The 21,694-nt window shown below is 59.9% G+C and carries 18 protein-coding genes; 9 read left to right on the forward strand and 9 right to left on the reverse strand.

What is annotated here, in order from left to right:
- Positions 1 to 16: 16 nt before the first annotated feature.
- Positions 17 to 412, reverse strand: coding sequence for a GtrA family protein (locus EI545_RS19095; RefSeq protein WP_164517347.1), 396 nt, complete (start codon positions 410 to 412; stop codon positions 17 to 19).
- Positions 409 to 1,107 (reverse strand): class I SAM-dependent methyltransferase, encoded by a 699-nt coding sequence (locus EI545_RS19100; RefSeq protein ID WP_125326953.1) that lies wholly within the window; start codon positions 1,105 to 1,107, stop codon positions 409 to 411. The genes EI545_RS19095 and EI545_RS19100 overlap by 4 nt, the downstream gene beginning before the upstream one ends.
- Before the next feature lie 285 nt (positions 1,108 to 1,392).
- On the opposite strand from EI545_RS19100, the gene EI545_RS19105 reads away from it, so the two are divergent.
- Positions 1,393 to 1,740, forward strand: coding sequence for a hypothetical protein (locus EI545_RS19105; protein WP_125326954.1), 348 nt, complete (start codon positions 1,393 to 1,395; stop codon positions 1,738 to 1,740).
- Positions 1,741 to 2,122: 382 nt separating this feature from the next.
- Here the strand turns inward: EI545_RS19105 and EI545_RS19110 are convergent, their stop codons facing one another.
- From EI545_RS19110 to EI545_RS19135, 6 genes are all read right to left on the reverse strand, one after another.
- Positions 2,123 to 3,259, reverse strand: a complete 1,137-nt coding sequence (locus EI545_RS19110; RefSeq protein ID WP_245990187.1) for an alpha-hydroxy acid oxidase — start codon at positions 3,257 to 3,259, stop codon at positions 2,123 to 2,125.
- Complete coding sequence (locus tag EI545_RS19115) at positions 3,259 to 4,002, reverse strand: SDR family oxidoreductase (RefSeq protein WP_125326956.1); 744 nt, start codon at positions 4,000 to 4,002, stop codon at positions 3,259 to 3,261. Before EI545_RS19115 ends, EI545_RS19110 begins: the two co-directional genes overlap by 1 nt.
- Before the next feature lie 9 nt (positions 4,003 to 4,011).
- Positions 4,012 to 4,776 carry an SDR family oxidoreductase gene (locus EI545_RS19120; RefSeq protein WP_125326957.1) on the reverse strand — a complete coding sequence of 255 codons (765 nt, stop codon included), beginning with the start codon at positions 4,774 to 4,776 and terminating at the stop codon, positions 4,012 to 4,014.
- A gap of 2 nt (positions 4,777 to 4,778) precedes the next feature.
- Positions 4,779 to 6,077, reverse strand: a complete 1,299-nt coding sequence (locus EI545_RS19125) for a M24 family metallopeptidase (RefSeq protein ID WP_125326958.1) — start codon at positions 6,075 to 6,077, stop codon at positions 4,779 to 4,781.
- A 65-nt stretch (positions 6,078 to 6,142) separates the two neighbouring features.
- Positions 6,143 to 6,952, reverse strand: coding sequence for an SDR family NAD(P)-dependent oxidoreductase (locus EI545_RS19130; protein ID WP_125326959.1), 810 nt, complete (start codon positions 6,950 to 6,952; stop codon positions 6,143 to 6,145).
- 13 nt (positions 6,953 to 6,965) lie between these two features.
- Positions 6,966 to 8,720, reverse strand: coding sequence for an ABC transporter substrate-binding protein (locus EI545_RS19135; protein WP_125326960.1), 1,755 nt, complete (start codon positions 8,718 to 8,720; stop codon positions 6,966 to 6,968).
- Between the two features lie 304 nt (positions 8,721 to 9,024).
- On the opposite strand from EI545_RS19135, the gene EI545_RS19140 reads away from it, so the two are divergent.
- The 5 genes from EI545_RS19140 (at position 9,025) to EI545_RS19160 (ending at position 14,412) form a co-directional block, all read left to right on the forward strand.
- Complete coding sequence (locus tag EI545_RS19140; RefSeq protein WP_125326961.1) at positions 9,025 to 9,975, forward strand: sugar ABC transporter substrate-binding protein; 951 nt, start codon at positions 9,025 to 9,027, stop codon at positions 9,973 to 9,975.
- An 80-nt stretch (positions 9,976 to 10,055) separates the two neighbouring features.
- On the forward strand, positions 10,056 to 10,853 hold the full coding sequence (locus tag EI545_RS19145) for an SDR family NAD(P)-dependent oxidoreductase (protein ID WP_125326962.1): 798 nt from the start codon (positions 10,056 to 10,058) through the stop codon (positions 10,851 to 10,853).
- A gap of 67 nt (positions 10,854 to 10,920) precedes the next feature.
- Entirely contained in the window at positions 10,921 to 11,895 is a 975-nt protein-coding gene (locus EI545_RS19150; RefSeq protein WP_125326963.1) for an ABC transporter permease, read from the forward strand.
- Positions 11,896 to 11,923: 28 nt separating this feature from the next.
- Positions 11,924 to 12,910 carry an ABC transporter permease gene (locus EI545_RS19155; protein WP_425471609.1) on the forward strand — a complete coding sequence of 329 codons (987 nt, stop codon included), beginning with the start codon at positions 11,924 to 11,926 and terminating at the stop codon, positions 12,908 to 12,910.
- Entirely contained in the window at positions 12,907 to 14,412 is a 1,506-nt protein-coding gene (locus EI545_RS19160; protein ID WP_125326965.1) for a sugar ABC transporter ATP-binding protein, read from the forward strand. Before EI545_RS19155 ends, EI545_RS19160 begins: the two co-directional genes overlap by 4 nt.
- A gap of 209 nt (positions 14,413 to 14,621) precedes the next feature.
- Here EI545_RS19160 and EI545_RS19165 read toward each other — a convergent pair whose 3' ends face one another.
- On the reverse strand, positions 14,622 to 15,095 hold the full coding sequence (locus EI545_RS19165) for a hypothetical protein (protein WP_125326966.1): 474 nt from the start codon (positions 15,093 to 15,095) through the stop codon (positions 14,622 to 14,624).
- 519 nt (positions 15,096 to 15,614) lie between these two features.
- Between EI545_RS19165 and EI545_RS19170 the strand changes: the two genes are divergently transcribed.
- From EI545_RS19170 to EI545_RS19180, 3 genes are all read left to right on the forward strand, one after another.
- A complete protein-coding gene (locus EI545_RS19170) occupies positions 15,615 to 18,230 on the forward strand; it encodes a M10 family metallopeptidase (RefSeq protein ID WP_125326967.1) in 2,616 nt (871 codons plus the stop codon).
- A 362-nt stretch (positions 18,231 to 18,592) separates the two neighbouring features.
- Positions 18,593 to 20,236, forward strand: a complete 1,644-nt coding sequence (locus EI545_RS19175) for a type I secretion system permease/ATPase (RefSeq protein WP_125327727.1) — start codon at positions 18,593 to 18,595, stop codon at positions 20,234 to 20,236.
- Complete coding sequence (locus EI545_RS19180; RefSeq protein WP_125326968.1) at positions 20,233 to 21,537, forward strand: HlyD family type I secretion periplasmic adaptor subunit; 1,305 nt, start codon at positions 20,233 to 20,235, stop codon at positions 21,535 to 21,537. The genes EI545_RS19175 and EI545_RS19180 overlap by 4 nt, the downstream gene beginning before the upstream one ends.
- The last annotated feature ends 157 nt before the right edge of the window (positions 21,538 to 21,694 follow it).

The raw sequence follows: 21,694 nt of genomic DNA on the forward strand, positions 1-21,694 counted from the left end.
TGGGGCTGCGCGATCCCTATCGTTTGAACGCCCAGATCCGGCAGAAAAAGAAGAACGAAACCGTATAGGTCAGCATTCCTGCGATCTGCAGCAGATAGGGCGAAATTTCCGTCAACTGCAAACCCGTCCAGACGACCGAGATGTTCAGAAGCCACGATGCGAGGAAAGCAGCGGCGAAGCGGGTCATGTCCGACAGGACGGTGGGCGCGCCCTCTTGCCCGTCATCGCGGCGAAACGTCCAGTTGCGATTGAGGCTGAATGAAACGACAAGACCGATTGCATAGCCGATGGCGTTGCTTAGGATTGGGGAGATGCCGACCCACATCGCAAGCCAGATCGCGCCAAGGCCTATGCCGGTGTTCAGCACGCCAACTGCGCCGAAGCGCAGCGCCTGTCGTGCAATGCCGTTCATGCAGAGCCGACAGCCCGGTATTGCGCGCCGAGCGGGAGCCATTCCAGCCAGCGCTCTACGGGTCTGATGGCGCGCAAAGCCCCGGGGACGAAGATCCGCCAAGCCACGTCCACCTTTGCAAAACCGGCGTTCTTCATTCTGCGGCGGAGTTCCGGGCCGGTGATCAGAACGGCGTTCTCGTCAAACGGGCAGTTGTCCACCACTTTGCGGGTGAGAGGATTCCAGGGGTTATGTTCAAAAATGAAGAACAATCCCTTTGGTTTTAGCACCCGGCGGATCTCGGCCATTAGTGCGATGTGTTCGGTTTCGGGGATATGGTGAAACACACAGGCCGCAATGACCGCATCGAAGTGATTGTCCGGCAAGGGTAGCCGCTTGCCGTCGAAATGCAGGATGCTGACCCGCGGAATCTCGCGCCGCGCTGCGTATTCCAGGCTGCGACGCGACACATCCGCAAGCGTGATATCGGCCTGGGGAAAATATTCCGACAGATAGGGAAGCGACGCGCCGACACCACCGCCGAAATCCAGAACGCTGGTGACGCTCAGGTCGGGGCTCTGACGACTGAAGACGTCCGCCATGTCCTTGACCTTGTAGCGCGCGAAATATTCCGGGCCCTCACCCGATGCACCAATGCTGTCTCGAAGCAGCGCATCGTATTCTTGGGCAAACTGGTCGAACTCCTGCTCGTCCATCTACTTGGTCAACTCCTTTGCGGAACCGGAACAGAAGGCTGGCAAAAGCCTCATGGGGTGCTCTACAACTCCCTACAGGCGTTCGGCCAAATATTCAACTTTCTGTGGCGAATGCTTTGAAACCAGAGCGGACGGCTAATCTTCGTTGGCTGGGAGAAGAGGTGACTAGCATTAGGACGAAGGTTCAGTGCAACCAGCATTGTGCAGCAACACGGACTTGCGGATGCCATTCACCAGAATTGAATTCTGTGTGGAAACATACTGTGTCTTTTCCCGGGCATTTTCGTGTCGACCGTTCATCCCCGGTTTATCGAATATGTGCTTACCCTTGGGGACACTTTTGGTGGGAGGGAAAAGATGATTTTCAGGAATATCGGGCTGATGATTTCAGCGTTTGCCGTGTCGCTTTCGGCAGCTTCGGCCGTCTTCGCAGAAGATGATGGCGGAGAGCCGCCGTCGGAATGTCTTTGCGAACCACCGGAGCCGGACCCGGAGCCGACCAAAGGCAACAATGGCTGGGGCAATGGCATAGACGGCGTGAACCCTGGTACTGAAAAGGGTGGCACGAAAGAAACCAAGGCAAATCGTGAAGGTTGGCCGGGCAGCCCGAGCGACAAGTTCGACGGTCGGTAACAGGATCGGCTAGAGTAACTCATTCTGACCGAGTCTGGCGATCAGCCCATGCTGGTCGCCATTCTTGTTCTTGAAATCAAGTCTCAGAACAACAGCCTGTGCTCGTTCCCATTGGTATCCGTCGCGTGCCCTGTGCCGCTGGCGGTGCCGTCCGCTGCCCAAAACTCAACGCTATGCAATCGTCGATGGTCGTATTCTGGTGCTGGACCGAGAGTCATTTAGAATGCAGCAAATCATTCGGCTGCTGACAGCGCTTGGTTGAAGAAGGGCTCAGGTCGCAAGCCGTTGACCGCTGCAAAAGACCCCCCTCTCCGCCGTCGCACGCGCCGGATTAACCTGTCCTCGGTTTGGGGACTAATGGGCCCAGACCTTGGCTTACTGGCTACCTGGTGGTGAGGTGAGAAGATCCCACGTCTCCAAATGATCGTGTCCCAAGCTGCCCGAGCGCGCGGACCAGTTCGAGTTTGAGAATTGCAAAGGCGCGGTCGGCGCCTTGAGCCCCACCGGCACCAACGCCATATGCCAAGGCCCGACCCGCGAAAGCGAAATCGGCACCAAGTGCTTTCGCACGGATCAGATCCGCGCCTCGGCGGATGCCGCTATCGAGGATGATCTTCATCCGATCGCGTACCGCTGCGGCGATTGGTGGCAAGGCTTCAATCGTGGGCGGACCGAAGGCCACCTGACGCCCGCCGTGGTTCGATACGACGATTGCGTCGCAGCCGATGTCCGCGCAGCGCAGCGCATCATCGGGATGCAGGACGCCCTTCACCAACAGGTGGCCTTTCCAGCGCTCGCGCAGGCGTTTGAGATCATCCCATGTAAACCCGGGGGTAATGAGGGTCTTTTGGACATCGGCGTAGGATGTCGCGCCTTTCAGAAGATCGGCATAGTTCGCGATGTTCGGCTTTCCGTGCCGAAGACTTGCCAGCGACCATGTCGGGTTGGCGATCAGCTGAAGCAGGACGTCCGGGGTGAATCGGAACGGCACGCTGAGTTGGTTGCGGATGTCGCGGTCGCGCTTGCCTGCAGCTGGAACATCCGCCGTTACCAGCAACACGTCGTAGCCAGCCTTTTCGGCGCGCGAGATCAGGCTTTCGGTGACGCTGGTGTCACTGGAGACATAAAGCTGGAACCACCCATTCCCGTCGGCAGCCTCTGCAAGGCGTTCAAGCGTCGTCGAGGCCGCGGAACTGGCCACATAGGGAATGTTCTCGCGCTTGCACATCCGGGCCAGTATAAGGTCGGCATTTGGCCAGAACGCGTTCAGCATGCCGATTGGGGCCGCTCCGAAAGGCTGATCGTAGGTCTGACCGAAAAGCATGGCGCACGTGTCGATCTGTGAGACATCGACCATGTAGCGCGGTGTCAGTTCCACCTCTTCGAAGGCTTCGACATTGCGCCGCATGTTCCGTTCGGATTCCGCCCCGCCATCGACAAGGTCGAAGGCGAAACGGGGAACCCGGCGCTTGGCCATGGCGCGCAGATCATCGATGGAGGCCGCACGGTCCAGGCGCATCAGATCGACCAGCCGCCGTCGATAGCGAAGGTTTGCCCGGTCGTAAACGCCGCTAGATCGTCCGCCAGATAGCAGACCATCGCGGCGATTTCCTCGGGCATTCCAAGGCGACCCATCGGCTGACGGGCCCTGAAATCGGACAGTGCCTTGTCAAAATCACCCGTGGCTGCAAGCCTTTGCCTAAGCGACGGGCTTTCCACTGTTCCCGGACAGATGGCGTTGCAGCGGATGCCATCCTTCACGAAATCGGCGGCAATGGATTTGGTCATGCCGATGATCGCCGCCTTTGACGCGCCATAGGCGAAGCGTCGCGGCGCTCCCTTCAGGCTGGAGACGATGGACGCGATGTTGATGATCGTGCCCGACTTTCGTTCCAGCATCGCGGGCAGAACCGCCTTGGTCAGCCGGAACATCGCCTTGGCGTTCAGGTCAAACGACCGATCCCATGCCGCGTCGTCGCAATCGAGGATCGAGCCGTCATGTACCCAGCCCGCGCAGTTCACAAGAATGTCGACCGAGGGGCTGCCACTGACCATCGCGGCAACGGCTGCCGCATCCAGCACATCCAGCGGCAGGGCTGTGATCCGGTCGGTTCCGGCGGCAACGGCGCTGGCCGCCGCACCGTCGATATCGGTGGCAATGACCATGGCGCCCCGCCGGGCCAGAGCCTCGGCCGAAGCGCGACCGATGCCGTTGCCGGCGGCGGTCACAAGGGCGGTTTTTCCGTGAAGCGGGTGTTCCATGATGTCCTTTCAGCGGGCAAGCCAACCGCCATCCACCGTCACGACGCTGCCGTGGCAATAGGCGGATGCGTCAGAGGCGAGGAAGACGGCGGCACCCGCAATCTCATGCGGTTCGGCGAAGCGACCGGCCGGGATGCGTTCAAGCAGGGCCTTTGATCGTTCCTGATCGTCCCGCAAGGCTTGTGTGTTGTCGGTAGCGGTGTAACCGGGGGCGATCGCGTTCACGTTCACGCCGTGGGGTGCCCATTCGTTGCAGAGCGCGCGGGTCAGGCCGATCACGCCATGCTTGCTGGAGGCATAGGCGGGCACGCGCAGACCGCCTTGGGTGCCCAGAACCGAAGTCACGATGACGATCTTGCCCGATCCTTGCGCGACCATGCGCTTTCCAGCCGCCTGTGACAGCAGCCAGACGGAGTCGAGGTTCACCGCCATCACGTGCCGCCAGTCGGCCAGAGGCATGTCCACCGATGCCTCGCGGTGGATGATGCCCGCGTTGTTGACGAGGATATCCAGCCCCCCCAGGGCCTTGGCGGCAAAACCAATCACCCGCTCAGCCGCTGCTTCGTCCATCCCGGCGAAGTCGGCTTTCACCGCGGCGCCCCTGCGCCCCATTGCCTCGATCTTCGCAATGGTTTCGTCGGGCTGATGGCTGCGATAGGTCAGCGCCACATCGGCCCCGGCTTGGGCAAGGGCAAGGGCGATGCCTTCGCCAATGCCGGTTGCACCGCCGGTGACGAGGGCCTTGCGGCCTGTCAGGTCGAACGGATTGCCCATTGTCAGTACCGGTTCGCGATGGGCAGCTCTTCTGCCGGAAAGAGGCTGATCACCTCACAGCCGGTTTCCGTCACGACCACCTCTTCCTCGATCCGGGCGGCGGAATAGCCGTCCGTCGCCGGGCAATAGGTTTCCAGCGCAAAAACCATGCCGGTCTTGATCTCCATCGGGTGGTCCATGCTGATCGCCCGGCTGATGATCGGGCGTTCGTGCAGGGCAAGGCCAAGACCGTGCCCGAACTGAAGCCCGAAGGCCTGATCTTCGTTCGCGAATCCAAGGCTTTCTGCAGTCGGCCAGACAGCGGCCACCTTGTCCGTGGTCACGCCCGGTTTGATCATGGCGATGGAAGCGTCGATCCATTCGCGCGCCTTCACATAGGCGTCGTTCTGCGACGGGGTCGCCCGGCCCACGTTGAACGTGCGGTAGTAGCAGGTGCGATAGCCCTGATAGGATTGCAGAATGTCGAAAAACGCCTGATCGCCGGGCCGGATCAGCCTGTCGGTAAAGTTGTGCGGATGCGGATTGCAGCGTTCGCCGGAAATGGCATTGATCGCCTCGACGTCGTCCGAGCCCATTTCGTAGAGCATCTTGTTCGAGAGGGCGACGATGTCGTTCTCGCGCACGCCCGGTTTCAGCTCTTCATAGATCATGTGGTAAACGCCATCGACCATGGCTGCCGCCTGGGTCAGCAACTGGATTTCGTCCCAATTCTTGATCTCGCGCGCGGCCAGCATGATCTGCTGCCCATCGACGACATTGATGCCTTCTTCCCGCAGCGCGTGGAACATCGCCGTTTCGGCATAGTCCACACCGACCGGCATGCCAGCCATTCCAGCATCGCGGATCAGGCCGGCGATCTGCTTGGCGTATTTCTGCATCAAGCCGAATTCGGGGGGGATCGTGCCGCGCATGCCGACGACACCGGCAAGGCAGTGATCGGGTTCCAGCCAGTCCGCATGCCGCTTGTGATGCATCGCAGCCGACCCGAAGTCCCAGACATAGGGGCTGTCATCGCCGGTCAGCAGACAGAACCGGCACATCTTGTCCCGTTCCCATTCACCGATCTTGGTGGACGACACATAGCGGATGTTGTTCACATCAAAGAGCAGCAGCGTGCCTGCGTTGGACGCCTGCAAGGCCTGTCTGGTCCGCGCCAGACGATAGCGGCGCAAACGGTCGTGATCGATGCGGCGTTCGAAATCCACCGTCGTATGGCCCCAGGCTGGAAGACGTTCCCGCCATTCCCAATTGGGTTCCAGATCCTGAGGCGTCAGCAGGTTTGGCATGAGTGCGCGAGACATTGGATTCTCCTTCGGAGGCGCGAAACGCTCCCGTCAAGTGTTTGAATTTATTGGAAGGCGGCGCTTTACTGGATGCACCAGCCGCCGTCGATGTGGACCATCTGGCCGGTCATGTAGTCACTGTCGTCGCTGGCCAGGAAAGACGCCGTGCCAACGATGTCCTTGGGATAGGACACGCGCTTGATCTGCAGTGCGTCGCGGACGATGTCGTCATAGGCCTGACCCTCGCGCTGCTTGAAACCGATGTCGACGAGGTCCTTGTCGAGCTGCTGCCACAAGGGGGTGACGACCACGCCGGGTGCGTAGCCATTGACGGTTATGTTGTGCTGGGCCAGTCCGATCGCGCCACAATGGGTCAGCGCAAGGCAGCCATATTTCGACGTGCAATAGACGGTCACGTCCACCAAGGGCTTGCGCGATGCGATGCTGCCCACATTGATCAGCTTGTAGGGATGATCCGCCATCGGACCCTGGGCGATCATCTGGCGGGCAGTTTCCTGCATGCCCAGCCACATCGCCTTGGTGTTGACGTTCATGATCATGTCCCAGTTGTCTTCATCGATATCCATGAAGAACCGGGGCTTGTTCAGCCCGGCATTGAAGACCCCCACGTTGATCGATCCGAACGCCTTGGTCGTGGCAGCCACGGCGGCGGCGTTGTCTTCGCGCTTGGTGACGTCCATCCGGACCGCGATGGCCTTGCCATTTCCGGCAGCGTTGATCCGGTCGGCTGTCTTCTGGGCCTCGTCAAGATCAAGGTCACCAAGGCACACATTGGCACCCTGCGCTGCAAAGGCTTCGGCATTGGCCGCACCCATGCCGCGAGCGGCACCGGTGATCAGGATGTTCTTACCTTTCAGACGATTGGGGTGCATTGTGTTCTCCTCCTCAGATCACGTTTGTCCTGGATTGTCGGATCAGCGCATCGGCCCGGTCCTGAGCCTGGCTCAACGCTTCGCGCGGGGTCACGATGCCGCGCAGCATGTCGTGGAATTCCTCGCCGCAGATCTGGATGATGTCGCAAATCTCGGGCACTGGCGGCCTAGGCCAGAACTGCAGTTCGTCGCGCCATGCCATCCCATCCACCGCCTCGAAGATCGATGAGGTGCGGCGCACTTCCGGGTCAGAACTGACCGAGTAGCGAGGGTTGGTCCGGCTGCCATTCTGCACGAAAAGCTTCTGCGCTTCGGGCGAGGTGAAAACGGTCAAGGCCTCGACCGCTGCAGGTATCCGATCCGGCGCCAGATTTGCCGGTATGCCCATGACATAGCCACCAACCGGCGCGACAGGGCTGCCGCCCGGACCGGCGGGGTGGGGCAGGTAGCCGGTCTGACCGTAGGCGGGCGAGCTTTCATCCAGTTCGAAATACGGGGCCAGCAGCGTATAGCCGTATGCCATCGCGATCGTCCCGGCGGCATAGGGGCGAACCCGTTCGTACCAGGACATCGACAGGATGTCGGGGGGGGAATACTTCAGCAGCTCCATCAGGAATTCGGCCGCCTGCAGGCCCGCTTCGGTATCGATGGTCGCGCGATAATCGCCTTCGGCCAGATGATCCGTATCAAATCCGCCCGCGATCCTGGGCAGGTTCAGGATCGGTTGCCCGAAATCCGCGAGGGTCATCAGCACGGTGTGGCCAAGCGCGGTTCCCCGCGCGGCATTCCAGCCAATGCCATAGCGTCCGCGGCGCGGGTCATGCAGCGTTCTTGCCGCGTGAAGCAGCGCATCGGTTGTGGCAGGCGGTTCCAGCCCGGCCTCGGCAAAGAGATCGCGGCGGTAGAACAACAGCTCGGGCGTGGTTTGAGCCGGCACGCCAAAAGCGCGACCACCCCAATGGCCGCCTTTCCAACCCGCAGTGTGGAAATCGGAAGGGTCAAGCCGCGACAGATCCATGACCTGTTCAAGCGGCATCAGAATGCCCTTTTCGGCAAACTCGCCAATCCACGGCAGGTCAACCGCGATGATGTCATAGCGGCTGCGATCACGCTTGGCGTTCCGCAATGCCTCTTCCCGCAGACGGTCGATCGAGAAGGCGCGCTGGCTGATGTCCGAGCCGATGACCTGCTCGAACTGGCGCTTGAGGTTGTCCATGACCATGAAAGTCGGGTCGCCGTGTACAAGAACACGAATGCCGCCCGGCACCTTCAGAGGTTCGGGGAGCACGCGCAGCGGCGGAATCGACTGGGCAGCCGCGTAGCTGCCGCCAAAGTAGTAGTCTCGACTGTCCTGGGTTTCCGGCTGGCCACCGAACCGCGACGCGGCAAGGCGGCGCAGACGTCCGGACAGCTGCATCCATTGCGCCAGAAGCTTTTCGCTTGGATGCATCGAAAAGCTTTTGCCCGTCCGGGTTCTGGCCCGCATCTCGATCAGGCCATCGTCGATCATCTCTTTCATGCGGCGGTTCGCTGTTGCATAGGGCACGCGACTTGCGCTGATCAGCGAGGTCGGTGTCACGGTCTTGGCTGCGAAATTGCCCTGCAGCAGGTGCAGCACCATACGGAGGTGCGCATTGGGTGCGAGAATGTCCAAGGCATCTTCCAGCTCGTCGCTGAACTCATCCAGAAAGGACAGAATCTCAAGCGTATCGGTCTGCGCCTGGGGCGAGACGAGGTTGCCTTGATTATGTCGTCCCACGGCGTTCATTGTGGCTGTGTGCCTTTTGGTTGGGTGGCGCTTGTCAGGCCCTGCGGGATTGTCTGAATTGGAGGAAATGGGTTCGCTCACTGGGCTCACTCCCGAAGATGTTCAGATTGATGTTCGAAACATATCGGGAAAATATCCATTATGGTTGAAAAAATATCCGAAATGGATGTATTTGCTGCAGTCCGGGGCTGGGCAAATCGGCAGACTGCTGGTCAATCGTTCGGTGAGCCGAGTGATGCGTAGGCGTCCAGGCGGGGCGTCTTGGAATTCGAGGAGAACCGCCATCAATCGGGAGGAGACCCAAATGAAAGTCCGCAACCTGCTCGCAGCATCCACGGCCGTTCTGGCACTGGCCGGAACCGCTTCAGCCGAGACGATGAAAATCGGCATCACGCAGAACAATGTCGGTGTCGACAGCTATCAGACGACTTATGAAAAGGCGTTCATCGCAGCAGCAGAAGCCAATGCCGACGTCGAGGCCGTCGTGTTGGACGCGGGTGGAGATGTGGCGCGCCAGATCGCGCAGGTCGAAGATCTGATCCAGCAGGATGTCGACGCCATCATCATCTGGCCGACCAACGGCGAGGCGGTCATTCCCGCCGTCCGCAAGGCGCATGGGGCGGGCATTCCGGTCATCGTGACCAACTCGAACATCGCGGAAGCGGGCTTTGACTTCGTCAAGTCGTTTTCGGGGCCTGACAACATCACCCAAGGCGCCCGTGCGGCCGAGATCATGTGTGACAAGTTCATCGCCATGGGCATCGAGAACGAGGCCAAGGTTGTCCACATCACGGGCCAGCCGGGCTACACCACCGCCATCGAGCGCGCCAAGGGTTTCGAGGACCGTCTTCCCGAAGTCTGCCCCAATGTGACCGTGGTCGATACCCAACCCGGCGACTGGAACCGCGAGAAGTCACAGCAGGTCATGGAAGCCTTCCTCGTCAAGTATGACGACATCGACGGCGTCTATGCCGGGGACGACAACATGGGCGTGGGCGCGCTGAATGCCGCCAAAGCGGCAGGGCGCGAAGGGATCATCTTCGTTGGTGCTACGAACTTTGCCGTCGGATACGAGGCGATGGCTGCCGGTGAATACTGGGGTTCGATCTACCAGTCGCCGGTGGACGATGCGGAAGCGGCGCTGAAAACGGCAATTGACGTTCTCAGCGGGAAGGAAGTGCCGTTCCTGAACTACTTCGACACGCCGAAGATCACCCAGGACAACATGGGCGATTACACCAAACCGGTGTTCTAAGACACGCCCATCCAGCGGGGTGCGCCACGGGTGCATCCCGCATGTCCTTGTTTCAGGCAATTTGCAGAATGGGGTGGAGAATGGGTCGTGTTTCTGACCGCGTCTGCATTGTGACAGGCGCAGCCCAAGGCATCGGGCGCGCCATTGGCGAGGCGCTGTTGGATGAAGGTGCAATGGTCTGTTTTGCCGACATAAACGGTGCGAAAGTGGCCGAAGTCGCCGAGGCCAACCTTCGCCGTCTGAATGGCCCCCGCGATGCCGTCACCTCGGTGCAGGTCGATGTCACTGATCGGGAACAGGTGCGCGCCATGATTGCCCACACCGTCGCAACGTTCGGCCGTCTGGACGTGAAGTTCAACAACGCCGGCGTGAACAAGCCGATGAACTTCATGGACGTGACCGAGGCGAACTGGAATTTCATCATGGGCGTGAACGGGCTGGGCTGCCTGATCGGCATGCAGGAAGCCGCGCGCCAGATGATCGCGCAGGGCACGGGCGGCAAGATCATCAACACGGCCTCGATCGCCAGTCGGCAGGGATTTGACAATGTGGCACCCTATTGCGCTTCGAAATTCGCCGTTGTGTCGTTGACGCAATCGGGTGCGCGCGATCTGGCCAAGCATGATATCACGGTAACTGGTTTCGCGCCCGGTGTGGTGGCCACCGAAATGTGGGATCAGGTCGATCAGGATCTGCTCGCCATCGGGGCGTCCCAAAGACCGGGTCAGGCGATGGAAGAGTTTTCCGCTGAGATCCTGAAAGGCCGCGTTGCAACGCCACAGGACATCACGGGAACGACGACATTCCTTGCCTCACGGGACAGCGACTACATGACCGGCCAGATTGTCATGATCGACGGAGGCATGACCTTGGTCTGACCTTCAGCGCAGGGGAGGAGCACCGGAGCACACGCCAAGAAACGCCAGCGGCCTTAGGGAGGGGATCATGGCTACATTGACCAAACAACAGATCGGCAGCGTTCTGGCCAAACAAGGCATCCTGATCGCCTTTGCGGTCTTCATGATTGCCTTCACCGTTGCCAACCCAAAGTTCCTTTCGGTCGATAACGTCTCCAGCGTTGTGCGATCATCGGCCATCCTGGGGGTCATGGCATTGGGTGTGACCTTCGTCGTCATCAGCGGCAATCTGGACCTTTCGGTCGGTTCCATGATGTCTTTCTCGACCATCGTGGTGCTGGACCTGCATGACCGTATTGGCCCGTTTCTCGCCATTCCCGCGATGTTTGTCATGACGCTTTGCCTGGGGGCGTTCATCGGGTTTCTGGTCGGCTACCTCCGGCTCAATTCCCTGATCGTGACACTTGGGATGCTTTCAGCGATCCACGGGCTGACGCTGACTTATTCGGGCGGCAAGAACATGGACATTGCCGACAAGGAAGGCACTTGGTTCAGCGTGTTCGGTCAGGGCACTGCGTTTGGTATCCCGTTGCCAATCCTGATTCTGGGGGCACTGGCGACCTTCCTTGGGATCGTTCTTTCCAAAACCGCATTTGGGCGCAAGGTCTATGCGGTGGGTGGAAACGGAACCGCAGCGACCTTTTCAGGCATTCCGCGGGCGAGGACGGTTTTCACCTGCTACCTCATCTCCTCGGCCTGCGTGGCGACTGCGGGATTGATCCAGGCCAGCCGTTCGCTTGGATCACAGAATACCGTCGGCCAAGGGCTGGAACTTGGGGTTCTGGCCGCCGTCATCCTTGGTGGTGCGTCGCTATTGGGCGGGTCTGGCACAATCTTCAAGACCTTTGTCGGCGTGCTGATCCTTGGGTTCATCCAGAACGGCCTGCTGCTGGTAGGAATGCAATTCTACGTCCAGTTCGTGGTGACCTGGGTCATCATCATCCTTGCTGTCTGGCTCGATATCGCAGCCAAACGCGGCAAGCTCTGGTCACCTTTGGCTTGAGGGAGGGGTGGCCTTGCAATCAGGTAGAGTGTCAAACGCACTGAAGAACGGCGCGATTTGGGGATTCATCGTCCTTGAGCTGGTCTTCTTCTCCGTCGCGGGCGAGTTTCTGTCGCTTTCCGACAAGGCATTCATGGATAGCGAAAACATGCTGCTGCTGCTCAAGCAGTCGGCCCCGATCGGGATCATCGCTATGGGCATGACCCTTGTGATGGTGAACGGCAACATCGACCTTTCCGTCGGCGCCAGCTTTGCCATCGCGGCGTTCATCCTGCTGGACAGCATGACCTGGCCGATCTTCGCGGGTTTGGGTGACTGGGTGATCCCGGTGGCGTGGCTCTTGTCGCTGTTGGCTGGCACTTTTCTTGGTGCGCTCAACGGGCTGATCGTGTGGAAAACCGGCGTTGATGCCTTCATTGTCACATTGGGATCCATGCTTGGGTTCCGCGGCATCGTCTTCATGTTCAATGGCGAGAACCCGACAAGCCATCTGAATTGGACGCTCGTCGATATCGCCGAATCCGAATTTCTGGGCCTTGCCACAGCGTCCTGGGTCTTTCTGATCGTGACTCTGGTCATCTGGTTCGTCATGGCCAAGACGGTGCATGGCCGCAACGCTTATGCCATTGGCGACAACCGCGAGGCGGCCGTCAACGCAGGGATCCGGGTCGGTCCCCACATGATGATCAATTTCGCGATCATCGGCTTTCTGGCGGCGCTGTCTGCGGTGGTGTTCTATTCCGAAAGCGGTTCCGTGAATCCCAATGACGGCCGGCTTTACGAATTGTGGGTGATCACCGCCGTCGTGCTGGGCGGCACCAAGATCACCGGTGGGGCGGGCAACGTGATCGGGACCTTTGGCGGCGTGATCGCGATCCAGCTTCTGCGCAAGGGGCTGGGCCATATCGGCGCGGACACGTCGACGGTCAACCTTGTCATCGGTCTGATCCTGATCGCCGTTCTCATCCTGGACCGCCAGCTGAACGCTAAGGGCAAAGAGGAGTTGAAGGTATGACTGAACCGGTTCTGCGGCTCGACAATATCGTCAAGACCTTCCCTGGCGTGCGCGCCCTTGATGGAGTGTCACTTTCGGTGATGCCCGGAGAAGTCCACGCCCTGATGGGCGAAAATGGCGCCGGGAAATCCACGTTGATGAAGGTGCTGGGCGGAATACACCAACCGGACAGTGGCAACATCTTCATGGGTACCAAGAGGGTTACCATGTCCGGCCCGCTGGAAGCCAAGGGCATGGGGATCGTGTTCATTCATCAGGAACTGTCGCTGGCCGAAGAGCTGAGCGTCGCCGAAAACATCTATCTTGGCGAGCTGCCCCGCAAGAGTTTCGGCCGCGTTGACTGGGCCAGATTGGACGAACAGACCAGCGCTATTCTGAAAAAACTGAATGTCGGTTTTGATGCCAAGACGCGGGTGGGCGACCTTTCGATTGCGAACCAGCAGATGGTGGAAATCGCCCGCGCCCTGACGGTGGATGCAAAGGCGGTGATCTTCGATGAACCGACCGCGTCCCTGACCGACGCGGAAAAGGTGGTCCTGTTCGACGTGATCGCCGATCTGAAGGCCGATGGCGTCGGGATCATCTACATCTCGCACCGCATGGAAGAGATCTTCAAGATCACCGACCGCATCACCATCCTGCGCGACGGGCAGTATCAGGGCACGCTTGCAACCGCCGAGACGAACGAGGAAGCCGTCACCCAGATGATGATCGGCCGAAAACTCGACCTCAGCCGCAACGCCGTGCATCACGAACTGGGCGATGTCGCACTGGAAGTGCGCGGCCTGAGCTGTGGGAAGCTTTATCAGGACGTAAGTTTCCAGGTTCGCCGGGGCGAGGTCGTTGGCTTCTACGGCCTAGTCGGGGCCGGTAGAACCGAGATTGCCGAGACGCTATTTGGTCTGCGCGACCCTTCCTCCGGTCAAATCCTGCTGGATGGCGAGGTGATCCGTATCCATTCCCCCGCGGACGCCATTGCCCGCGGAGTCAGTCTTGTGCCCGAAGACCGCAAGGGTCAGGGCCTTATCCTGGGCATGAGTTGCCGTGACAACATGACCCTGCCGCAGGTGGATGATCTGAAAGCCGGCCCTTTCGTCGCCGAGGGTGCGGAAATCGCGATCTTCGACAAGTATCGCGACCGTCTTGATATTCGGACGCCCAGTTGGAAGACCCGGGTGGGCAACCTGTCTGGTGGAAACCAACAGAAGATCGTCATCGGCAAATGGCTGTCGATGCACCCGAAGGTCCTAATCGTGGACGAACCAACGCGTGGCATTGACGTGGGCAGCAAGTCAGAGATCCACAAACTGCTGCGCGAGCTTGCGGCGCAGGGCTATGCGGTGATGGTCATAAGTTCGGAAATGCCCGAGGTATTGCATGTCTCGGACAGGATCATAGCCATGTATTCGGGCCGCATCATGCGCACGTTCACGTCTGAGGAAGTGACCGAAGACAACCTCATTCAGGCCATTTCCGGGATCAAGTCCGGCAAGGCAGCCTGACGCGCGGCCATTCGCTGATCCCCGGCGGATGGCTGCGCCAGAGTCATGCAGCGCATCATGAAAGCCGGGGTTTTGTCCCCAACACATTTCCAATGATAGGACGATCTGATGAACTGCTTCGGTACGGTGCGCCATCGCGGGTCTTGGTGAAAAATCCAGTGTCGTTCTGCCAGCCCCGAGGATGTGAACGGCAAGATGCGCATTCCGTCTCAGGGCATGAAGTACTGAATTTGTGCAGTGAGAGGGTGCCCACCATGCAGCTTCATGAAAGCATCCCAACCCTCGCGTGTCCCTGCAAGTCGGGCCGCGTCAAAAGCGCGGACCACGTCTGCATCCGTGTAAGCCACCGCTTCGGTGACCTGACTACTGTCCGGCGCCCGACGTGCGGCCAAGAGCTGCCGTGCTTCAGTTGCTTGCTTCGCTTCGGGATTGCGCGCAAGGAACATGATGAGGGCTGCGCTGCTGCCTGCGGCGACGGCTTGCTCAAAGGCAAGCTGGTCAGACATTTCAGGCGTTAAAAAGTATGGCGGCGACGCTGCGGGTTGGTCGCCTTGATTCTGAGCCACCTCGGGGTTTTCCTCGACTGTTGCCGCCTTGGCAGTGGACGCAAATCCAGCCACGGCGGACAATGCCAAACCGGCAGACAGGGTCAGCAAAGGCAAGTTGACGAACCTGACCGACATCTGGAATCCCGCCCGCTGCATCGTTGGGTGGGATAATGCCGGTCGTGGGCACAATCGGCAAGCCGATTGCCGGACCAGCAACACGAGAATCGTGGTCTTGTTCGGGTTCAAGTCATCGCCAGAAGCTGCTCGGGGTGCGACTGCCTTTTTTCATAGCGTCGCGCAGGCTGGGCAAGTCCGACTGCTTCGGCATCGGTTTGGCCCCCTGCGGGGCCGCCAAAATCTGGCAGATCAAGCCGAATTTCGCAGGTCTGTAGACAATTGCGAGACAATGCGCGTAGTGCCAGACCCAACCGGCTTTAACTTTCCAATTGCCAAACTTTCTGGCTGCAAATAACGATAGGTAACGGCAAGCAGTAGTGCAAAGTGAACAGGCATTATGTCAAACAGTTACAGCGAATGTTTCCAGCAATTTCCGTTTGATGAAAGCCTGCCAGAACACCCTGCAAGTACAGGGTAATCCCTTCTGAAAGACAACAACAGTCCTGCCGGCTTCAAGCTGGGAATTAATGGTGAGCCATGTCGAAGCACTTCTCCGCTACCCGCAACAATATCGCCGTGCCGATGCCCGTCCTTGAGACCTGGACATTGCCGGCAGCCTTGGATGACCCAGGGCTTACCATGGCCGACTTCGGGCCTGTCGCCGCGCCCAGCGTCACTGTAGAGGCAACCTTCGCCACTTCCCCCGGCTGCGGCTGCGTTGGCTGCTCGATCGGGACGACAACTGAAACCAGCTCCTCCGATACCAGCGGTTACGCCGAGAATGGCAGCCTGGCGACTACCACCTCGGTCGGGCTGTCGGGTAACGCAGGCATCGACGCGCTGCTCTCCGGCATCCGCTGGGCTTCGACGATCAGCTACAGCGATCCGGACAGCAGGTTCGATTATCAGTCCGGATATTACGTGGACTCCAACGGCAATGGGTCCAGCGCGCAGTCCGAAGGCTTCTCGCAGATCAGCCCCGCAATGCTTGCCGCGCTGCGATTTGCACTTGATGCCGACGCAGGCGTAAGCGCCGCTCGGGGCTTTGCGATCGAAGGCTTCACAAACATCAAGATCGACTACGCGGGCTCGGGTTCGGGTGCAGGAACGATCCGGGTCGCAAACTCGTCAGATGCGCCGACCGCCTATGCATTTTATCCGGACGGGTCGATGTATGGCGGTGATTCATTTTTTGGAACCTTCGCACGCAGCCCGACGGCGGCCGGCAACTACAGCTGGCATACGATGCTTCACGAGATGGGCCATTCGCTTGGCCTGAAGCATGGGCATGAGTTTTCCTTCGGAGGCGCGCTGCCCGCAAACATCGACTCGAACGAATATTCGGTGATGACCTACCGCAGTTTCGTCGGTGGCACGACCCAATACGCGACGTGGGAAACCTGGGGCGCGCCTCAGACCTACATGATGTATGACATTGCAGCGCTTCAGCACATGTATGGCGCCGATTTCTCGACCAACTCTGGCAATACAACCTACACGTGGAACCCGACCAACGGGCAAACCTTGATCAATGGTGCCGTGGCGATCAACCCCGGCGCAAACCGGATCTTCGCGACAATCTGGGACGGTGGTGGGATCGACACCTACAACCTGTCGAATTACAGCACCAACCTGCTCATTGACCTCACTCCCGGCGGGCATTCGGTCTTTTCCAGCGCACAGCTGGCAGACCTCAATGATACAAACTGGATCGGGCTTGGGCCGCAGTATGCCCGCGGCAATATCTTCAACGCGCTGCAGTTCAATGGGGATTCCCGGTCGTTGATCGAGAACGCGAACGGCGGATCGGGGAACGACATGCTGCTTGGCAATACTGCCAACAACCTGCTGAACGGGGGTGCAGGGAACGATACGCTGGTGGGCGGAGCAGGCAACGACACCTACGTTGTCTCCTCGGGCGGTGACCAGGTGTTTGAGACGACGACGACCACGAGCACCACCGACGCGGGCGGCATCGACACGGTGCAAAGCTCGATCAGTTTCAGGCTGGACACCACTGACGGGATCCGCTTCGTCGAGAATCTGACACTGACCGGGTCCGGCAACCTCAGCGGCACCGGCAACTCGCTTGCCAACATCCTGACCGGCAATGCTGGCAACAACACCCTATTCGGCGGGCTTGGCAATGACACGCTGAACGGCGGTGCGGGCAACGACACGCTGAACGGCGGTGAAGACGGCGATACGATGGTTGGCGGCGCAGGCAACGACCTTTACGTGGTCAGTTCCACTGGCGACCTAGTATTCGAGACGACGACGACCACCAGCACCACCGACGCGGGTGGCATCGACACGGTGGAAAGTTCGGTCAGCTTCAACCTGAACGCCAATGCCGGGGTCCGCTTTGTCGAGAATCTGACGCTGACCGGGACTAGCGCCGTTGAGGGCACCGGCAATTCCCGCGCCAACATCCTGACCGGCAACTCAGGGGACAATATACTGCGCGGCGCTGCAGGAAACGACACGCTGTACGGCCTTGACGGTAACGACACGCTGAACGGTGGCGCCGACAGCGATACGATGGTCGGTGGGGCGGGCAATGACTACTATTTGGTCAACTCGACCGGTGACCGGGTATTCGAAACCACGACGACCACCAGCACGATCAACGCGGGCGGCATCGACACGGTGCAAAGCTCGGTCACTTTCAGCCTGAACACCAATGCCGGGGTACGCTTTGTCGAGAATCTGACGCTGTCCGGGGCTAGCGCAGTCAACGGCACCGGCAATTCGCTTGCCAATACGATCACCGGGAACACGGGGGCGAACCAGCTGAATGGCGGGCTTGGCAGCGATATACTGACGGGTGGCCGTGGAGCGGACAGCTTTGTCTTCAACACTGCGCTCGGTTCCGGAAATGTTGACAGGATCACCGACTTCGACGTTCTGGCCGACTCGATCCGGCTGGAGAATGCGATCTTCATCGGTTTGTCCGGCGGAACCCTTGCCGCATCGGCTTTCGCTGCCAACATGACAGGCGATGCGACGGATGCGAGAGACCGGATCATCTATGAAAGCGATACCGGGAATCTCTACTTTGATAGCGACGGAACCGGTTCGGCAGCGAAGGTGCACTTTGCAACTGTGGACACGCGTGTTGCACTGACAAACGCGGATTTCTTCGTGTTCTGACGTGAATTGGCCGACGTGCGCGCGGCTGCGTCGCGCGCGCGTCGGCCAACGGCTGCTCTGGTGGGGGGGCGGTACAGTCGCCGAACTTGGCGAGTGCGCTTGCAGCCGGGTTTCCGACAATTCCGCGGCCAAGCCTCGGGCAGTCAGGTTCTTGTTGATGCAAACGGGGATGGCGTGGCAAAGATCACACTGCCTTCAACCGGCCTGACAAACGCCATCTAGATGACGACAGATGTTTAACAGTTCCGATGTACCTTCGGGGAGCAGTATAGGATCGAGGTAGTACTATCCCGGACGTGAGTGAACTCAGATCGGCACGTCGCGAATCCACCAGCCTTGCTCTGGCGGCGCTGTTGTTCAGCATGTTTGTGAACGCGCTCATGCTGACTGGCCCCCTTTATATGCTTCAGGTCTATGATCGGGTGCTGGGCAGCGGGTCGGAGGCCACGCTGGTGGCGCTTTCCGTCCTTGTCGTGGGGTTGTTCGTGGCCATGGGCGTGCTGGAATACGCCCGAAGCAAAGTCATGGCCATCGTGGGCGCCCGCTTTCAGGAGCGGCTGGACCGTCGGGTCTTTACCGCAGCGATGAAGCGGTCAGCAGTCGTACCGAACGACACAGCAGCGATCACCGCGCAGCGCGACCTTGAGGCTATCCGCACATTTCTTGCCTCACCCATCCTCCTCGCCCTGATGGACCTGCCTTGGACCCCCTTGTTCATCGCTGCGATCTTCATATTCCACCCGCTTCTGGGTTGGTTGGCGGTTGTGGGCGGCGCGACGCTGATCGCGGTGACCGTTCTGAACCAGATCCTGTCCAAGGCCCCGCAAAAAGAAGCGGGTTTGGCTTCCGTCCAATCCGAGCGGATCGCTGACCAGTTGAAGGCCGAGGCTGAAACCTTACAGGCGCTTGGCATGTCTGGCGCTGGCTTTGACCGTTGGCAAAGTGCGCGAACAACGTCTTTGGCCAAGGGAATGGTGGCTGCAGGTGTGGCTGGTGGTTTCGGCGCCTTGACCAAGACATTTCGGCTTTTCCTTCAGTCGGCCATGCTGGGCCTTGGGGCCTGGCTCGTCCTGCAGGACCAGTTGACAGCGGGGGCGATGATTGCAGGATCCATTCTGATGGGCCGTGCGCTGGCACCGATCGAAACTGCCGTCGGACAATGGTCTTTGGCGCAGCGTGCAAACGAGGCCTGGCACAGGCTGGCGGAACTTCTGAAGAGGGAGCCAATACCGCAGCCGCGCACGGCACTGCCGCGGCCAAGGGCCATTCTGGAGGTTGAGGGCGTCAGCATCGGTCCTCCGGGTGAACAGGTAGCCCTCTTGCGTATGGTGAGTTTCCAACTTGCGCCCGGACAAGCCCTTGGCGTGATCGGCCCCTCAGGTGCGGGGAAGTCGACACTCGCCAAGGCATTGACCGGGGTCTGGCGACCGCTGGTTGGCAAGATCCGACTGGACGGTGCCGCGATCGACCAGTACGACCCGGATGTTCTGGGCCGTCTGATCGGCTACTTGCCACAGCGGATCACGCTGTTCGACGGAACAATTGCCGAAAACATCGCGCGGCTGGACATACAGCCCGACAGTGCACGGGTCGTGGAAGCTGCCAAGAAGGCGGATGCCCATGACATGATCGTCCGATTGCCGCAAGGCTATGATACACGCGTGTCCGCTTCGGGTGGGCGGCTATCCGGCGGTCAGATGCAGCGGATCGGCCTTGCAAGGGCACTTTATGGCGATCCGGTCCTTCTGATCCTGGACGAGCCGAATTCGAACCTCGACAACACCGGCTCCATCGCTCTGAACGCAGCAATTCGGACGATGAAGGCCGAGGGGAAGTCGGTCTTGATCATGGCGCACCGGCCAGCGGCGATTCAGGAATGTGATCTGCTTTTGGTTCTGGAAGATGGGCTGCGTAAGGCCTTTGGTCCGCGTGACCAGGTGTTGCGCGATCAGGTGAAGAACCATACCGAGATCCTGAAGCCCGTCGCCCCGGGAGTTGCGCCGTGAGCGCGCCATACGCGCAGTGGTCAGCAACACGGCCGCTGTTCTGGGGCTTTCTTACATTGACACTTCTGGTGGCGGGGCTTGGTGTCTGGTCGATCTTCACCACCCTGGCCGGTGCGATCATCGCTCCCGGCCGGATCGAAGTTTCCCTTAACCGACAGGTGGTGCAGCACCCGGACGGTGGCGTTGTCGAAGAGATTCTCGTCCAGGACGGCGCGGACGTCTCTGCAGGGGATGTCCTTTTGCGACTGGATGGCAGCGCGCTGCGGTCCGAGCTGGCCATTGTCGAAAACCAGCTTCTGGAACTGGGTGCGCGACGGGCGCGGCTGGAAGCGCAGCGCGACGAGTCGGATACCGTCGTTTTTCCCGAAATCCTGCTGGCCGCGGCGACCGGCCGCCCTTACGCCGCCGAAATTCTGGCTGGTCAGGCAAGTCTGTTCACCAAACAAGCCGAGGCCCTGATCCAGGCACGTGAGCAGCGGCAGACGAGGATCGAACAGATCGAAAGCCAGATGACCGGGCTTGCGGCACAACAAGAAGCAATCGCGACCCAGACAAGGCTTCTCGAGGCGGATCTGGTGACACAGCAAGACCTGTTGGCAAAGGGGTTGACGCAAGCGACCCGGGTTTCGGGGCTTGAACGCGAACTCGCCCAACTGAAGGGCAGGATGGGAGAGTTGATCTCGGCGCAGGCGGAGGCAGCGGGGCGGATCACCGAAATCGACATCGAGATCACCGCGCTGACCACCCAGCAGCGTGAAAAGGCCGAGGCGGAGTTGCGCGATGTTGCAGCCCGTCAACTGGAACTGCAGGAGCGTGAAGGGGCCTTGGCCGAACGTATCGCACGTCTTGATGTCAGGGCACCTTCCTCAGGTCTTGTCCTTGGGCTGACGGTCACCACGCCGCGATCCGTCATCCGTCCGGCGGATGACTTGATGTTCATCGTCCCTCAGGATCGTCCGCTCCTTGTGGCTGCGCGGGTACCGGTCACGCATGTCGACGAGGTTCGCCCCGGCCAGGATGTTCGCCTGGTCTTTTCTTCTCTGCCCTCCCGCACGACGCCGGAGGTGACAGGGAAAATCACGCTTGTTTCGGCCGATGCCCTATCCGATGAGCGGACCGGGATAACCTATTTCAGAGTCGAGATCGCTTTGGATGCGGCAGCCTTGCAGCAACTGGGTGAGGTGGACATCATTCCTGGCATGCCGGTTGATGCTTTCATTCTCACCACAGACCGAACGCCGCTATCCTATCTGCTTAAGCCGTTCACGGACTATTTTCGCAGCGCCTTCCGGGAAACATGAAACCGGCCACGCACCAATCAGCTTCGGCCGGCTCGCTTCAGTCACAGACCTTCCGGTGATGAACTGCGCGCCATTGTCGGACTTGATGAACCTCAGGGGGCCCCTTTGATGGGCCGCCCGGCGTGTCGGGTTGCTGACCCTGTGCCGGCAGCAGTCA

The sequence above is a fragment of the Tabrizicola piscis genome, from assembly GCF_003940805.1.
In the GTDB taxonomy this organism is placed as follows: Bacteria; Pseudomonadota; Alphaproteobacteria; order Rhodobacterales; family Rhodobacteraceae; genus Tabrizicola; species Tabrizicola piscis.

Bases quoted from the DNA above. Each gene is read 5' to 3' on its own strand.
- EI545_RS19140 (WP_125326961.1), top strand. From the start codon at position 9,025: ATGAAAGTCCGCAACCTGCTCGCAGCATCCACGGCCGTTCTGGCACTG.
- EI545_RS19175 (WP_125327727.1), top strand. From the start codon at position 18,593: ATGTTTGTGAACGCGCTCATGCTGACTGGCCCCCTTTATATGCTTCAG.
- EI545_RS19120 (WP_125326957.1), bottom strand. From the start codon at position 4,776: ATGGGCAATCCGTTCGACCTGACAGGCCGCAAGGCCCTCGTCACCGGC.
- EI545_RS19110 (WP_245990187.1), bottom strand. From the start codon at position 3,259: ATGCGCCTGGACCGTGCGGCCTCCATCGATGATCTGCGCGCCATGGCC.
- EI545_RS19145 (WP_125326962.1), top strand. From the start codon at position 10,056: ATGGGTCGTGTTTCTGACCGCGTCTGCATTGTGACAGGCGCAGCCCAA.
- EI545_RS19150 (WP_125326963.1), top strand. From the start codon at position 10,921: ATGGCTACATTGACCAAACAACAGATCGGCAGCGTTCTGGCCAAACAA.
- EI545_RS19130 (WP_125326959.1), bottom strand. From the start codon at position 6,952: ATGCACCCCAATCGTCTGAAAGGTAAGAACATCCTGATCACCGGTGCC.
- EI545_RS19135 (WP_125326960.1), bottom strand. From the start codon at position 8,720: ATGAACGCCGTGGGACGACATAATCAAGGCAACCTCGTCTCGCCCCAG.
- EI545_RS19165 (WP_125326966.1), bottom strand. From the start codon at position 15,095: ATGTCGGTCAGGTTCGTCAACTTGCCTTTGCTGACCCTGTCTGCCGGT.
- EI545_RS19100 (WP_125326953.1), bottom strand. From the start codon at position 1,107: ATGGACGAGCAGGAGTTCGACCAGTTTGCCCAAGAATACGATGCGCTG.
- EI545_RS19095 (WP_164517347.1), bottom strand. From the start codon at position 412: ATGAACGGCATTGCACGACAGGCGCTGCGCTTCGGCGCAGTTGGCGTG.
- EI545_RS19115 (WP_125326956.1), bottom strand. From the start codon at position 4,002: ATGGAACACCCGCTTCACGGAAAAACCGCCCTTGTGACCGCCGCCGGC.
- EI545_RS19170 (WP_125326967.1), top strand. From the start codon at position 15,615: ATGTCGAAGCACTTCTCCGCTACCCGCAACAATATCGCCGTGCCGATG.
- EI545_RS19125 (WP_125326958.1), bottom strand. From the start codon at position 6,077: ATGTCTCGCGCACTCATGCCAAACCTGCTGACGCCTCAGGATCTGGAA.
- EI545_RS19160 (WP_125326965.1), top strand. From the start codon at position 12,907: ATGACTGAACCGGTTCTGCGGCTCGACAATATCGTCAAGACCTTCCCT.